This window comes from Candidatus Dormiibacterota bacterium, from assembly GCA_035544955.1.
In the GTDB taxonomy this organism is placed as follows: Bacteria; Chloroflexota; Dormibacteria; order CF-121; family CF-121; genus CF-13.
The window spans coordinates 59,358-72,208 of sequence record DASZZN010000049.1; the positions used below are offsets into that span (position 1 = coordinate 59,358).

18 protein-coding genes are annotated in these 12,851 nt (G+C 66.0%); 11 read left to right on the forward strand and 7 right to left on the reverse strand.

The window, feature by feature from the left end; genetic code table 11:
• Positions 1-60 precede the first annotated feature (60 nt).
• From VHK65_17655 to VHK65_17665, 3 genes are read right to left on the reverse strand one after another with little or no spacing between them, the layout of a single operon-like run.
• Complete coding sequence (locus VHK65_17655) at positions 61-1,050, reverse strand: zinc-dependent alcohol dehydrogenase family protein (GenBank protein ID HVS07976.1); 990 nt, start codon at positions 1,048-1,050, stop codon at positions 61-63.
• Positions 1,051-1,059: 9 nt separating this feature from the next.
• Complete coding sequence (locus VHK65_17660) at positions 1,060-1,500, reverse strand: OsmC family protein (protein ID HVS07977.1); 441 nt, start codon at positions 1,498-1,500, stop codon at positions 1,060-1,062.
• Between the two features lie 46 nt (positions 1,501-1,546).
• A complete protein-coding gene (locus VHK65_17665) occupies positions 1,547-2,569 on the reverse strand; it encodes an LLM class F420-dependent oxidoreductase (GenBank protein HVS07978.1) in 1,023 nt (340 codons plus the stop codon).
• Between the two features lie 98 nt (positions 2,570-2,667).
• On the opposite strand from VHK65_17665, the gene VHK65_17670 reads away from it, so the two are divergent.
• From VHK65_17670 to VHK65_17685, 4 genes are all read left to right on the forward strand, one after another.
• Positions 2,668-3,555, forward strand: a complete 888-nt coding sequence (locus VHK65_17670; GenBank protein HVS07979.1) for an aldo/keto reductase — start codon at positions 2,668-2,670, stop codon at positions 3,553-3,555.
• Positions 3,556-3,737: 182 nt separating this feature from the next.
• Complete coding sequence (locus tag VHK65_17675) at positions 3,738-5,141, forward strand: ferredoxin reductase family protein (protein HVS07980.1); 1,404 nt, start codon at positions 3,738-3,740, stop codon at positions 5,139-5,141.
• 8 nt (positions 5,142-5,149) lie between these two features.
• Entirely contained in the window at positions 5,150-5,629 is a 480-nt protein-coding gene (locus VHK65_17680) for an FMN-binding protein (protein ID HVS07981.1), read from the forward strand.
• Positions 5,630-5,633: 4 nt separating this feature from the next.
• A complete protein-coding gene (locus VHK65_17685) occupies positions 5,634-6,398 on the forward strand; it encodes an FAD:protein FMN transferase (GenBank protein HVS07982.1) in 765 nt (254 codons plus the stop codon).
• A gap of 16 nt (positions 6,399-6,414) precedes the next feature.
• Here the strand turns inward: VHK65_17685 and VHK65_17690 are convergent, their stop codons facing one another.
• Positions 6,415-6,624 carry a hypothetical protein gene (locus tag VHK65_17690; protein HVS07983.1) on the reverse strand — a complete coding sequence of 70 codons (210 nt, stop codon included), beginning with the start codon at positions 6,622-6,624 and terminating at the stop codon, positions 6,415-6,417.
• A gap of 62 nt (positions 6,625-6,686) precedes the next feature.
• On the opposite strand from VHK65_17690, the gene VHK65_17695 reads away from it, so the two are divergent.
• The 4 genes from VHK65_17695 (at position 6,687) to gndA (ending at position 9,412) form a co-directional block, all read left to right on the forward strand.
• On the forward strand, positions 6,687-6,854 hold the full coding sequence (locus VHK65_17695) for a hypothetical protein (protein ID HVS07984.1): 168 nt from the start codon (positions 6,687-6,689) through the stop codon (positions 6,852-6,854).
• 186 nt (positions 6,855-7,040) lie between these two features.
• Positions 7,041-7,766, forward strand: coding sequence for a hypothetical protein (locus VHK65_17700; GenBank protein ID HVS07985.1), 726 nt, complete (start codon positions 7,041-7,043; stop codon positions 7,764-7,766).
• Between the two features lie 3 nt (positions 7,767-7,769).
• Positions 7,770-7,985, forward strand: coding sequence for a hypothetical protein (locus tag VHK65_17705; protein ID HVS07986.1), 216 nt, complete (start codon positions 7,770-7,772; stop codon positions 7,983-7,985).
• Entirely contained in the window at positions 7,982-9,412 is a 1,431-nt protein-coding gene (gene gndA / locus VHK65_17710; protein HVS07987.1) for an NADP-dependent phosphogluconate dehydrogenase, read from the forward strand. The genes VHK65_17705 and gndA overlap by 4 nt, the downstream gene beginning before the upstream one ends.
• Before the next feature lie 228 nt (positions 9,413-9,640).
• On the opposite strand, the gene VHK65_17715 is transcribed toward gndA, so the two are convergent.
• On the reverse strand, positions 9,641-10,039 hold the full coding sequence (locus VHK65_17715; GenBank protein HVS07988.1) for a methylglyoxal synthase: 399 nt from the start codon (positions 10,037-10,039) through the stop codon (positions 9,641-9,643).
• An 86-nt stretch (positions 10,040-10,125) separates the two neighbouring features.
• Here VHK65_17715 and VHK65_17720 point away from each other — a divergent pair, with 86 nt between their 5' ends.
• Positions 10,126-10,860, forward strand: a complete 735-nt coding sequence (locus VHK65_17720; protein HVS07989.1) for an HAD family hydrolase — start codon at positions 10,126-10,128, stop codon at positions 10,858-10,860.
• Between the two features lie 12 nt (positions 10,861-10,872).
• Positions 10,873-11,523 carry a DedA family protein gene (locus tag VHK65_17725; protein ID HVS07990.1) on the forward strand — a complete coding sequence of 217 codons (651 nt, stop codon included), beginning with the start codon at positions 10,873-10,875 and terminating at the stop codon, positions 11,521-11,523.
• On the opposite strand, the gene VHK65_17730 is transcribed toward VHK65_17725, so the two are convergent.
• Positions 11,520-11,963 (reverse strand): MarR family transcriptional regulator, encoded by a 444-nt coding sequence (locus tag VHK65_17730; protein HVS07991.1) that lies wholly within the window; start codon positions 11,961-11,963, stop codon positions 11,520-11,522. The genes VHK65_17725 and VHK65_17730 overlap by 4 nt on opposite strands.
• Before the next feature lie 82 nt (positions 11,964-12,045).
• Here VHK65_17730 and VHK65_17735 point away from each other — a divergent pair, with 82 nt between their 5' ends.
• Entirely contained in the window at positions 12,046-12,417 is a 372-nt protein-coding gene (locus tag VHK65_17735) for a rhodanese-like domain-containing protein (protein HVS07992.1), read from the forward strand.
• A 6-nt stretch (positions 12,418-12,423) separates the two neighbouring features.
• Here VHK65_17735 and VHK65_17740 read toward each other — a convergent pair whose 3' ends face one another.
• A complete protein-coding gene (locus VHK65_17740) occupies positions 12,424-12,804 on the reverse strand; it encodes a VOC family protein (protein HVS07993.1) in 381 nt (126 codons plus the stop codon).
• Positions 12,805-12,851 lie beyond the last annotated feature (47 nt).

Here is a 12,851-nt window from a genome sequence, read left to right on the forward strand (position 1 = left end):
TCATGAAGCGACTCTAAGAACCAACTAGCGCGCCCCGGTGTGGAAAGGCGCGCGTGCTGGTCAGGAGGCGATGGTCAGAACGGCTGCGCCTTCGAAGCGTCCATGGGCCAGATCGGCGAGCGCCGTATTCGCGTCAACCAGCGGATAGGGGTGCACCTGCGTTTGGATTGGAACCTTCGGCGCGATCTGCAGAAGTTCCTCGCCGTCCTGTCGCGTCAGGTTGGCGACCGAACGGATCTGCCGCTCCATCCAGAGAAGGTCATAGGGAAACGACGGGATCTCGCTCATGTGGATGCCCGCGCAGACCACCACCCCGCCTGGATCCAGGGCCTTGAGCGCCGCCGGGACCAGTGCGCCGACGGGCGCGAAGATCAACGCCGCATCGAGGGGTTCGGGCGGCGGCGTGAGCGAGTCGCCCGCCCACTCCGCGCCAAGGCTTCGCGCGAACGCCTGCCTCTTCGTGTCACCCGGTGAGGTAAAGGCAAACACGCGTCGACCCTGGTAACGAGCGACCTGGGCGATGATGTGCGCCGAGTCGCCAAAGCCATAGAGACCGACCCGTTGCGCGTCGCCGGCGAGCCGCAGCGCGCGATAGCCGATCAAGCCGGCGCACAGCAACGGTGCGGCATGCAGATCGTCATAGCTCTCCGGCAGCGCAAAACAAAAACGCTCGTCGGCGATGCAAAACTCCGCGTAGCCGCCGTCGATGTGATAGCCAGTGAAGCGCGCGTTCACGCAAAGGTTTTCGAGACCGCGGCGGCAAAAGCGGCAGGTCTCGTCGACGTAGCCAAGCCAGGGAACGCCGATGCGGGCACCGGGCGCGAACCGGTCGGCTCCGTCGCCAGCGGCCTCGACCCGACCCACGATCATGTGGCCGATCACAAGCGGCAGCTTGGGTTCGCTGATCTCACCGCTCACGATGTGGAGGTCGGTGCGGCACACTGCACAGACCGAGACTCGAATCAGGACCTGACCCTCGGCCGGCGCAGGGACGGGCAGCTCCTCGAGGCGAAGGGGTTCCTTCGCCGCGCGAAGCTGCATCGCCCTCATTGATGACCGCTAGGCCGTGACACCGCTCTTGAGCGTTGCCTGCAGGGTGATGGGGGTCGCCGCCAGAGCCTTCGAGACGGGACAGTTCTTCTTGGCGTCTTCGGCCAGCCGCTTGAACGTTGCCTCGTCGATGCCGGGGACGTTGCCTTCGGTCGCGAGATCGATGCGCGAGATACCCCAACCCGCATCGGACTTGTCGAAGTGCACGGTGGCTTTGGTCCGAATTTCCTGCGGCGCGTGTCCCGCTTGCGTGAGGCCGCTGGCGAAGGCCATGGAAAAGCAGCCGGCGTGCGCCGCGCCGATCAGCTCTTCGGGGTTGGTGCCGGAACCATCCTCCATCCGGCTCTTGAACGAATACGAACCTTCAAAGGCGCCGCTTCCCAGTCGCATCGTTCCCGATCCGTCTTGCAGCGACCGTTGCCACCTGGCCTCCGCAGTACGTACAGGCATCTTTGGGTCACCTCACTCGTGAAATATTTGCCGTCCTGGACTGATCCTAGGGGACCGCGCCGGCGGCTGCCGCCAGCATCTCGAGCGTGCGCAGCCGGTCGGCTTGCGTCTTGTCGTGAACGCTTGCCAGCAACGTCGTCACGCCGGCGGACGCCCACACGCCGAGCCGTTCGCGAACGTAAGACGGCGGCCCGGCAATGCTGATGGCATCGACGAGGGCATCGGGCACCCGGCGGATCGCCTCGAGCTGTTTACCTCCGAGGTAAAGCTCCTGGAGTGTGCGCGCATCGTCGGCAAAGCCGTACTGGCGGACGAGGTCGTTGTAGAAGTTCTTGGTGCGCGACCCCATGCCGCCGACGTACAACGCCACCCAGGGCTTCAGCGCATCGCGCGCGCGAGTGCGATCGTCGTCGATGATGACCGGCACGTGCGGCGCGATCGCGAGCGAGTCGACGGCGCGCCCGGCGATCCCGGCGCCCGCCTCGAGCTCGGGACGGAAGACATCCATGTGCTCCGGAGCAAAGAGCGTCGGGATCCAGCCGTCGGCCAGCTCGCCCGTCAGACGCAGGCCTCCCGGGGTGAGGGTCGCCAGGTAGATCGGCACCGCTGCGCGAACCGGATGCGCGAGGAGCTTGAGGCCCTTGTCGAGGTGGAAGACCTCGCCATCGAAGATCAGGCGATCCCGCCGGAGAACCTGGCGGACGATGGCGATCGTTTCGCGCATGCGGAGCATCGGTCGATCGAACGCCACACCGTGCCAGCCAGTTATCACCTGGTGACCGCTCGTGCCAAGCCCGAGGATGAAGCGGCCACCCGAGATCAAGTCGAGCGTGGCCGCCGTCTGAGCGAGGAGGGCCGGCGTCCGGCTGAAGATGTTGACGATCCCCGTCCCGAGCTGAATCCGTTCGGTGCGAGCCGCGAGGGCGCCGAGGATGGAGATGGCATCGATGCCATAAGCTTCCGGCATCCAGACCGATTCGAAGCCGAGCGCCTCGGCGCGTTGAGCGAGCTCAACCGCCTCCGGGAAGGCGAGAGTCCCCTCGTAGGGCAAGTTGAGACCGAGCTTCATCGTGGCATCGTATCCGGAGTTGAGCCTAGAGTAGATGACAGCCGGCAAACGGCCACGCCGCCCTTCTCACACCGGGGGCGGCTATTCAGGAGGACGTCATGGCAGATCGGACGACGACCATCAATGCCGCGCTTGCGGGGACCATCGATATCGGCGGCGATCTGCCGGTCAACCGCTTCGGCTTTGGCGCGATGCGCATCACCGGGGAAGGGATCTGGGGAGAACCGGCCGACCGCGAAGAATCGAAGCGCGTACTGCGCCGCGCATTGGAGCTCGGCATCAACTTCATCGACACTGCCGATTCCTATGGCCCAGAAGTCAGTGAGCGATTGATCGCTGAGGCCCTCTACCCGTACCCGGAGGAGCTCGTGATCGCCACCAAGGGTGGGCTCGTCCGACCCGGGCCTGGAGAGTGGATACCGGACGGCCGTCCCCAGCACCTCCGCGAAGCGTGTGAGGGGAGCCTCAAGCGCTTGCGGGTCGAGCAAATCGATGTCTATCAGTTGCACCGCCCGGATCCGAATGTCCCGTACGAGGAATCGGTCGGCGCCCTGGTGGAACTGAAGGCTGAGGGCAAGATCCGCCACATCGGCCTCTCGAACGTGACCGTCGATCACATCGAGCGCGCGCAAAAGCTCACGCCGGTCGTCTCGATCCAGAACCGATACAGCGCTTTCGAGCGCACGTCGGAGCCGGTGCTCGACTTCTGCTCGCTGGAGGAGCTGGCATTTCTGCCATGGCGTCCAGTGGAAGGTGGGGGAGTCGCCGGCGCCGCCGGGGTGATCGCGGAGATCGCCCGGCGCAACAATGCAACGCCGACCCAGATCGCGCTCGCCTGGTTGCTGGCGCATTCGCCGGTGATGCTGCCGATCGCGGGCACGTCGAAGGCTGCCCACCTCGAGGAGAACCTGGGGGCGGCGGCGCTCGAGCTGGCCCCGGCAGAGCTCGCCGAGATCGACAAGATTGCCCCGGAGCCGCGCCCCTGACTGTCGAGGACGGTGACCGAGACGAAGACGAAGCACTGGATGAGGCCTTGATGGCCAGTCGACAAAGGCGTCCCTTAGCGCACTCTTAAGCGCACCTCATTTCTCATTCACCCCCGTTTGCCACGATGGGGCGCGGGGTCAAGGGCTGTGGCCCGTTGCACGTACGCGTCACCGATAAAGGAATGAGCATCATCGCGCGTCAGGAGACTCCCGACCGGCGAGCGGGCCGAGCCGGCCACGCCGCCCGTCCGCGGCGTCTCGTGCTTACCGCGGGCGACGTGATCCTGGTGGTGGTCATCAACGCCGCCCTCGTGGTCGCGATGTGGGTGCGGCACGGCGCCTTGAATCAGCTCGGCAGCCCATCCGCAAAGCTGACCGCCGCCGGCCAGCTGACGGCCCTGGTCGGCACCTACGCCGCGCTCGTCCAGGTCCTGTTGATGTCACGCAGCCCGTGGCTCGAACGCCGCTTCGGGATGGACGGCCTTGCCCAATGGCACCGGTGGCTGGGCTTCAGCGTCACGATCCTGATCAGCGGCCACGTGATCCTCACGACCACCGGCTATGCCTTTGGCAACGGCAATTCCGTCCTCGCGGAGGCCTGGAACCTGGTGACGACCTATCCCTATGTCCTGATGGCGACCGCGGCCACCGGCCTGTTGATCATGGTCGCCGTCACGTCCCTTCGGTTGGCGCGTCGGCGACTGACCTGGGAGACCTGGCGGTTCCTGCACCTCTACGCCTACCTGGCCATCGCGCTCGCCTTCGGCCATGAGCTGGCCGTCGGAACCGACTTCACGGATGACGCGATCGCCCGCTGGTACTGGATTGCCCTGTACGTGGCGGTTGGCCTTTGCCTTCTCGCTTTCCGCGTGGGCCATCCGTGGCGAATGAGCCTTCGCCATCACCTGCGCGTGACGCAGATCGTTCCCGAGGCGCCCGGCGTGGTTTCGCTCTATGTCACCGGGCGCGAGTTGGATCAGCTCCAGGCACGTGCCGGCCAGTATTTTCGGTGGCGTTTTTTGACGCGCGACGGCTGGTGGCGGACACACCCGTTCTCGCTCTCGGCTCCGCTCAACAACCGGTTTCTCCGCCTCACGGTCAAGGGCATCGGCGACGATAGCCGCGGGTTGCAGGGTCTCCACCCGGGCACGCGGGTCGCCGTCGAGGGCCCCTACGGGCTTTTCACCGCGCAGCGGCAGCGTCGCCCGAAGGTGCTCTTGGTCGCCGGCGGCATCGGCATCACGCCCCTCCGGGCCTTGATCGAGGAGATCCCCGCGAAGAAAAACGCCATCGCGCTTATCTATCGCGCACGGTCCTGGGAGGATGTTGTCTTCCGCGATGAGCTGGAGAAGCTCATCCGCGATCGCCGTGGAGCGATTCATTATCTGATTGGTCAGCGAGGCACGCCGGAGCTCCCGGAGGACCCGCTGTCCGAGCAGACGCTCCGGCGGCTGGTCCCCGACGTGGCGTCGCGCGACATCTTCGTCTGCGGGCCGGCATCGATGATGGAGCGGGTGCAGGGGATCCTCCGAGCTCTGGGCGTTCCTGAGCAGCAAATCCATTTCGAGCGCTTCGCGCTGCTGTGAGGCCGATCATGCCAACCCGCGCCGCCGTTGCCATCGTCGCCACCGGCATCGCGGTCGTGCTGCTCTTCAGTTTCAAGACGCCGGCGCAGGCGCGACCGCGCATCCCGGCTGCCGATGTCTCCCAGGCAAGCCTAACTCCCACAGCATCGGCGACGCCGAGTGACTCCAGCGCGCCGACGCCCACGCCGTCGCCCACCGGCGCGACGTATAAAGACGGGCAGTACACCGGTCAGGACTTCCCCAACCAGTTCGGCGATACCCAGGTGAAGGTGACGATCGTCGGCGGACGAATCACCGACGTGCAGGCGCTGCAGCTGCCGTTCGACCGGCAGCGGTCGGCGGAGATAAGCCAGTACGCCTCCCCGCGGCTACAGGACGAGGTTTTGCAAGCGCAGACTGCCCAGATCGACAGCCTCTCCGGCGCGACCTATACAAGCGACTCGTATGCCCAGTCCGTGCAATCCGCGCTCGACCAGGCCCATGGTTGAGACGGTGACCCGCCGCGTACGGGTCGAGCACATCATGGGAACCGCGATTTCGATCGACCTCCGGGACGCCGGAGTCGAGGACGAGGCGGTAGAGGGAGCGTTCGATTGGTTGCGAGAGGTGGATGCGCGGTTCAGCCCCTTCCAACCAGAGAGTGAGATCAGCCGTCTCGGCCGCGGTGAGTTGACACTCGAAGAGTGCGCGGTCGACGTGGGCGAGGTGGTGTCGCAGTGCGAGGATTTACGCCTCGAGACCGGCGGCGTGTTCAACGCCTGGCGCTGGCGACCGGACGGCCGGCTCGATCCCTCGGGCCTGGTGAAGGGATGGTCTGTGGAGCGTGCCGCGGCGCTGCTCGCGCGTGCCGGCGCGCGTAACTTTTGTATCAACGCCGGGGGCGACATCGTGGTCCGCGGTAAGCCCGAGCCGGGGCGTTCATGGCGGATCGGCATCCGCCATCCGCGGGATGCAACGGCGCTCGCGGCCATGCTCCATGCGACGGATCTGGCGGTTGCAACGAGCGGGAACTACGAGCGAGGTGACCACATCCGCGACGCACGGACCGGGATGCCGAACGGAGAGTTGCTCAGCCTGACCGTGGCCGGCCCGAGCCTGACGCTGGCCGATGCCTATGCCACCGTGGGTTTTGCGATGGGCATCGCCGGTGTCGCATGGGTAGCCGGTCGATCAGGCTATTCGCCATATGCGGTGACGCGCGAAGGCCGCGTGAAGTACACGGACCCCTTCGCGGCGCTCCTGGCGACTGCCGACTAAGCCGTCGAGCCCGACGTCAGCGCCACCAGGGCGTGCGCGCTGCGTCCGCGGCGCGAGCCACCGGCTCCTTGAGGTCGTCCTCGAGCCGCGCCAGGTTCTGCGCCCGCAGTGACACGTGGTCGGCGTCCTCCTTCGGCGGCTGCAGTGCGAGCCGGTCGGCCAGGTGCGCGAAGCCGTCGAGCAGGATGCCCACTGCGCGCGTACGGCGCGGGCGCCGCCCGGGCAATCGCCGGCCTGGTACCGCAGCCGCGTCGAAATGACATCGAGCAGATCGCCAGCCAGAATTGCATGGTTCCCGGCGGCAAGCAGGAAGCCGGCAGTCTGCGGGTCGAGCGAGGTCGCCGACCGCTCATTGAGGAAGGCATCGAACGCCACGCCGGCGCGGCTGTGGAGGACCAGCGTGTTGAAGGCGAGAACCGGCGGAATGACGATGGCGGCGCGCGCGGCGCGCCGTAGCGCGGCGAAGCCCGATCGGCCGACGCCGCAACCGAGAGCTTCGGACGTCGCGACGGAGCTGGCGTCTCGGTGGTGGCGATATCGGTGCCGCTGGCGTCCACCCGCTATTCGTACACCAGTTGGGCGAGGAGGGGGCTCACTCGAAAGTAGGGTGACGGAGAAGCCTCAAACCGGTACAGTCAAAACATGACGGGTCTCATCCCGGTAATCATTACGACCTTCCTGGCCTCGGCGGTGGAAGCGATCGAGATGGTCACGATCGTCGTCGGTGTCGGCGCGACGCGCGGGTGGCGCTCGACCCTGATCGGCGCCGCGTCCGGCTTTGGGGTGCTGGCGGTGGTGGTAGTCGTGGCCGGGGCCGCGCTCAGTCGGGTGCCGATCGGACCGCTGCGCTTGATTGTCGGCGCCCTGTTGCTCACCTTCGGGCTCCAGTGGTTTCGCAAGGGCATCAGGCGCGTTGCTGCGCGGGGGCTCGCCGGCATCGGCGGCCAGGACCCGCATGAGGCCGCCGAGTGGACGGGCCCCGGCATGGACTGGACTGCCTGGTTTCTCGCCTTCAAAGGCGTCGTGCTGGAGGGGCTTGAGGTCGCCTTCATCGTGGTCACCTTCGGCGCGGGCGCAAACCACCTGATCGGTGCGGCGATCGGCGGCGTCGGCGCGGTGATCATCGTCGGCGGGCTCGGACTTGCCCTCCACCAGAGTGTTCGACGGATTCCACGCAGCCTGCTCCAGCTGATCGTTGGAGTTCTTCTCACCACCTTCGGCACCTTCTGGGCGATCGAGGGTCTGGGGATCGACTGGCCTGGTGGTGACGCCGCGATTCCGGGATTGCTGGTCCTGTACGTGGCGACGGCTCTGACCTACATCACGCTCGAGCGGAACCGCGCTCTGGGCCTTCGGCCGGCGGTATAGGCGATGCCCCCACCGTTTTCCTGGATCGCGGCGGTCGCACGCTTCCTGTGGGACTTCATCGTTGGGGATGACTGGACCGTGGCGGCTGCCGTCGCCATCGGACTGGTCCTGTCGGCCATCCTGAACGTCAACCACATTGCCGCGTGGTGGCTGATTCCGGTGATCGTCCTGGCGATGCTGGGCGTCAGCCTCCGGCGGGCGAGCTCAAAAAAGCGGTGAGCGTCATCGCCGTCGTTGGGCTGGCCACGATGGGCATGAACCTCGCCCGCAACCTTGCGCGAAATGGGTTCGGCGTTTCCGTCTACAACCGCACCACGTTGCGCGTTGACGACTTCATGAAGCAGTTCGGGGCGGAGGGCGCGTTCACAGCGGCCCATACGCCGCAGGAACTGGCGGCCCAGTTGGAGAAGCCGCGCAGGATCCTGATGATGGTCAAGGCCGGGCCCCCGGTCGACGAGACCATCGATCACCTTGTACCGCATCTGGAGGCGGGCGACATTCTCATCGACGGCGGCAACTCGTACTTCCTCGACACCGTGCGGCGGGGCAAGGCGCTGGAGGCACGCGGTCTTCGCTTCATCGGCACGGGCGTCTCGGGCGGGGAGGAAGGGGCGTTGCTCGGGCCCAGCATCATGCCGGGTGGCGCGCGCGACGCGTATCAGCGGGTGGAGCCGATGCTTACCAAGATCAGCGCCCACGTCGACGGCGAACCGTGTTGCACCTACATCGGTCCGGACGGCGCCGGCCATTACGTCAAGATGGTCCACAACGGCATCGAGTACGCCGACATTCAGCTGATCGCCGAGGCCTACGACCTGCTCAGCCACGCGCTCAACCTTGGTGCGGAAGAGCTCTCGCGCATCTTTGCCGAATGGAACAGGGGCGACCTCGAGTCGTACCTGATCCAGATCACGTCCGAGGTGCTGGCTAAGCGCGATCGCGCGACCGGCCGGCCGCTCGTCGACGTCATCCTCGACGAGGCAGTGCAGAAAGGCACGGGCAAGTGGGCGTCGCAATCGGCACTCGACCTGGGGATCCCGGTGACCACCATCACCGAGGCGGTCTTCGCCCGATTCCTGTCGGCGCTCAAGGCCGACCGGCAACTCGCCTCACGGACGCTTGCCGGCCCGAACGGCGCGATGCGGGATGCCGCGCCCGGCTCGCTGGTTGACGACGTGCGCAGCGCGCTCTACGCCTCGAAGATGGTGGCCTATGCGCAGGGATTTGAGCAGATGCAAGCGGCATCCAACGAGTACGGCTGGGACCTGAAGCTGGGGGCGATCGCCCGGATCTGGCGCGGCGGCTGCATCATTCGCGCCCGCTTCCTCAACCGGATCACGGATGCCTATGCGGCAGAGCCCGCGTTGAAGAACCTCCTCCTGGCGCCCTACTTCCGCGACGCGATGGCGTCGGCGCAGGATGCCTGGCGGCGGGTACTCGGCGTCGCGGTCGACCGCGGGATCCCGGTGCCGGCATTCTCGTCGTCGCTCGCTTACTACGACGCCTATCGGCGGGACCGCTTGCCCGCGAACCTCGTGCAGGGCCTCCGCGACTACTTTGGGGCCCATAGCTACAAGCGGGTCGACCGGGAAGGGTCGTTCCATACACGCTGGGCTCAGGATGGGGAGGAGGTGCCGATCCCGTAGGTGAAGGTGACGCCGGTTCCGGTACATATACGGATCGCGGGGCTACATGGGTTCATCTACAGGAACGGAAAGCCCGGATCGGGCCTGGACTCGACAGGCTTGCTGCCTCGTCGCCGCCGCGGTAGTCGGCCTGGTGTTGCTGCTGCAAGCGGTCTTCGCCTTCGTTTTTGGGCAGCGGGATAACCTGCCGATCGTCGCAGCAACCCCGAAATCAAAATTAGACCCGAGCTAGCTCTCGGCGCGAAGCTGCGTAAGGAGCGGCGAGCCGATCAGGGCATCGGCCGTCGCGCTGTTCGTCGCCAGCGGTACGTTGGCCACGTTGCAGATCCGGAGTAGCGTCTGGATGTCCGGGTCGTGAGGATGCTGTCCGAGCGGATCAACCATGAAGATCACGGCGTCGACGTTGCCTTCCACCACCCGGTTTGCGATCTGGACGTCGCCGCCGACGGGGCCTGATTCGAGACACTCGACCTCGAGCCCGACTTTTTCCACCAGCAGCTTGCCCGTCGAGCTCGTGGCAACGAGCTTGAACTCGGCCAGGCGGTCGCGATTGAACACCGCGAACGCAACGAGGTCCGCTTTCTTTCCGTCGTGGGCGATGATCGCCAGTCGGGACGTCTTTGGCATGGGCGTGCAGTCTACAGGCCGGCGGTTAAACGCAGGTTAAAGACGCTCAAAGTCGGGGCCGAGCTCTGCCGTGCCACACTAGGTCTGTGGCGGAACCGGTGCCGGCGCTGCTCTTCGACCTCGATGGAACCCTGGTCGATAGTGTCTATCAGCACGTGCTCGCATGGCACGAGGTGCTTGCAAAAGCCGGCATGGAGCTGTCCGTCTGGCGGATCCACCGGCGCATCGGGATGAGCGGTGGCCTCTTCGTCAACGCGTTGCTGCGCGAGACCGGCAAGAAGCTCAGCGCTGAGGAGGCGAAGCGCCTTCTCGCCCAACACGCCGAGGCCTTCGTAGGCCGGCTCGGCGAGGTCCGCCCACTGCCCGGGGCCCACGACCTGCTGAGCAGGCTGACCCGGCAGAACGTGCCGTGGGCGATCGCCACCAGCGGCAGCACCAAGACCGCAGGTCCATCGATCAAGTTGCTCGGCGTGGAGCCGAAGGTCGTGATCACCCGCGAGGACGTGGCCCATGCCAAGCCCGACCCTGACCTGTTCCTGGCGGCCGCCGCTCGTCTGGGGGTCGACATCGCTCACTCGATCGTTTTCGGCGACAGCGTCTGGGACCTGTTGGCCGCACAGCGGGCGCGCGCGTTGGGCGTCGGGTTGCTGTCGGGCGGCTACGGTCGGGAGGAGTTGCAGCAGGCCGGTGCCTACCGGGTCTACGAGGATCCGCGTGACCTGCTGCTGCACCTCGACGAAGTCGGCGTACGAGAACCAGCGGGTGAGCCCGCTGCCGCCGGCGCAGCGGGGGGTACCCCGATTGTTAGGGCATCCCGCTAGGCTGATGCTCCCATGCTTAATTTCCTCGCACGCAACCTCGACAGCGTGCTGGCCACCTATGGCTACCTCGCGGTCTTCTTCTTCGTGGGCATCGAGAGTATCGGCATTCCGGTTCCGGGGGAAACGATGCTGGTCACCGCCGCTATTTACGCGGGGACAACGGGCAAGCTCTCGATCTTCTGGGTGATCGTCGCCTCCTCGGCTGGTGCGATCGTCGGGGACAACATCGGGTACGTAATCGGCCGCACCGGCGGCTACCGGCTGCTCAAACGGTACGGGCGTTACATCCGTCTGGAGGAAAAGCGCCTGAGGCTCGGTCAATACCTGTTCCACAAACACGGGCCCAAAGTGGTGTTCTTCGGGCGATTCGTTTCTGTGCTGCGCATCTTTGCGGCCTTCCTTGCCGGCGTCAACCGCATGCACTGGCGCCGCTTCCTGATCTTCAATGCGGCGGGCGGCATCATCTGGTCAACGATCTACGGCGTCGCCGCTTACCTGCTGGGCCAGCAGTTGCTCCGGCTCTCGGGCACGGTCGACGCGGTACTGGCGGTCGTCGGCGTCATCGTGATCATCGCGGTCATCGTCTTTCTGCGGCGCAATGAGGCGCGGCTGCAGCGCGAGGCCGATGCCGCGATGCCGGGACGGGTCGAAGCGGCGCGCTAGCGGGACCGGCGGCGTTCGGTCTCGAAGAGCTTGGCCAGCAGCTGCAGCAGCTGTTTCTGCTCAGCCGGCGTCAGCCGGTCGAGGAAATGCGGCGGCTTGGCCAGCAGCTCCTCTAGCGCCGCACGGAGCCGTTCGCCCGCCGGCGTCAGCGCCAGCAGGCGAAAGCGCCGATCCGAGGCATCCGCGCGGCGCTCGACCAAGCCGCGCTCCTCGAGTGAGTCTGCCAGGGACGTGATATTGGACGGATCGTAGTGGAGCCGGCGGGCGAGCTCACGCTGCGACTCCGGCTTGGCCAGCTCCCGAATCAGCTTGCCCTGGGAAAGGGAGAGGTCGCACTCGGCGACTCGGGCCGTGAAATCGTCGCGCAGGCTGGCAAAGGCATCGTCCCGGAGCAGGCTCCAGAGCGCCTCTTTGGGTTTTCTTTCAACTTTGACGGCCATGATGGGAATATACCCCGGCCATCAATGGTTTACTCACTATGTGAATGGTTCAATGACCGTGACAAGCATTGGAGGAAGAGCAATGACGTTTGTTCCCTACTGGATCGATGCCGCAAAAGCCAAGGAAACCATCGAGGCCGGCCAGGCGATCGTGCTGGACGTGACCTCCCCATTCATCGAGAGCGCCGTCCGGGGAAGGATCCCTGGGGCGGTTCGGGTGTCACCACGAGACCTCCTCGACGTGAATCGGCACGCCGCCGATGTCGTCAAGGGGCTGCCCGGCCTTTCCCATGACAAGACCATCATTGCCTACTGCACCTGCGCGGATGAGGATGCCAGCGCTCGGCTGACGCGAGTCCTGCGGGGCGAGGGCTATGACGCGTGGATGCTCGAGGGCGGATTGCCGGCGTGGCGCGCGGCGGGTTATCCGATGGAGCTCAACCAGGCAGCCTGACGGCCGTCAGGGGCTTGGCTGCGAGATCCCGATCAGGTTGCCTTCGCTGTCCTTGAACCATGCGGCCCGGGCATAGCCCACGTCGGCGATCCCGTCCGTCGTCTTGAGCCCTGGGCTGTCGTATTCCTCGAAGGTGAGACCGCGGGAACGAAGCTCCTTGACCGCCGCCACCACGTCCTCGACCATCAGCGCCATCTGGGTGTGGGCGCCGGACGCCACGCCGCCACTGCGGAAGAGCCGGAACCTCGTGCCGTCCGCGAGGCGGTAGCGGAGACCGATCCGCTCCTCGCTGGTCGGTGTCAATCCGAGCTTTTCGGCGTAAAAGGCCCTCGCGCGCTCGAGATCCTTGGCGGGGATCGTCGACTCGACCAGCGCGCGCTCCAGGATGCCCACGTCCTTCGGGCTATGATACGGCGCCGCCAGCGCGATAATCA

Coding starts and splice junctions, on each gene's coding strand:
- VHK65_17715 (HVS07988.1), bottom strand. CDS start 10,039: ATGCCAAAGACGTCCCGACTGGCGATCATCGCCCACGACGGAAAGAAA.
- VHK65_17660 (HVS07977.1), bottom strand. CDS start 1,500: ATGCCTGTACGTACTGCGGAGGCCAGGTGGCAACGGTCGCTGCAAGAC.
- VHK65_17680 (HVS07981.1), top strand. CDS start 5,150: ATGCCAACCCGCGCCGCCGTTGCCATCGTCGCCACCGGCATCGCGGTC.
- VHK65_17705 (HVS07986.1), top strand. CDS start 7,770: ATGCCCCCACCGTTTTCCTGGATCGCGGCGGTCGCACGCTTCCTGTGG.
- VHK65_17700 (HVS07985.1), top strand. CDS start 7,041: ATGACGGGTCTCATCCCGGTAATCATTACGACCTTCCTGGCCTCGGCG.
- VHK65_17655 (HVS07976.1), bottom strand. CDS start 1,050: ATGAGGGCGATGCAGCTTCGCGCGGCGAAGGAACCCCTTCGCCTCGAG.
- VHK65_17695 (HVS07984.1), top strand. CDS start 6,687: ATGGTTCCCGGCGGCAAGCAGGAAGCCGGCAGTCTGCGGGTCGAGCGA.
- VHK65_17730 (HVS07991.1), bottom strand. CDS start 11,963: ATGGCCGTCAAAGTTGAAAGAAAACCCAAAGAGGCGCTCTGGAGCCTG.
- VHK65_17675 (HVS07980.1), top strand. CDS start 3,738: ATGAGCATCATCGCGCGTCAGGAGACTCCCGACCGGCGAGCGGGCCGA.
- VHK65_17670 (HVS07979.1), top strand. CDS start 2,668: ATGGCAGATCGGACGACGACCATCAATGCCGCGCTTGCGGGGACCATC.
- VHK65_17735 (HVS07992.1), top strand. CDS start 12,046: ATGACGTTTGTTCCCTACTGGATCGATGCCGCAAAAGCCAAGGAAACC.
- VHK65_17665 (HVS07978.1), bottom strand. CDS start 2,569: ATGAAGCTCGGTCTCAACTTGCCCTACGAGGGGACTCTCGCCTTCCCG.
- VHK65_17725 (HVS07990.1), top strand. CDS start 10,873: ATGCTTAATTTCCTCGCACGCAACCTCGACAGCGTGCTGGCCACCTAT.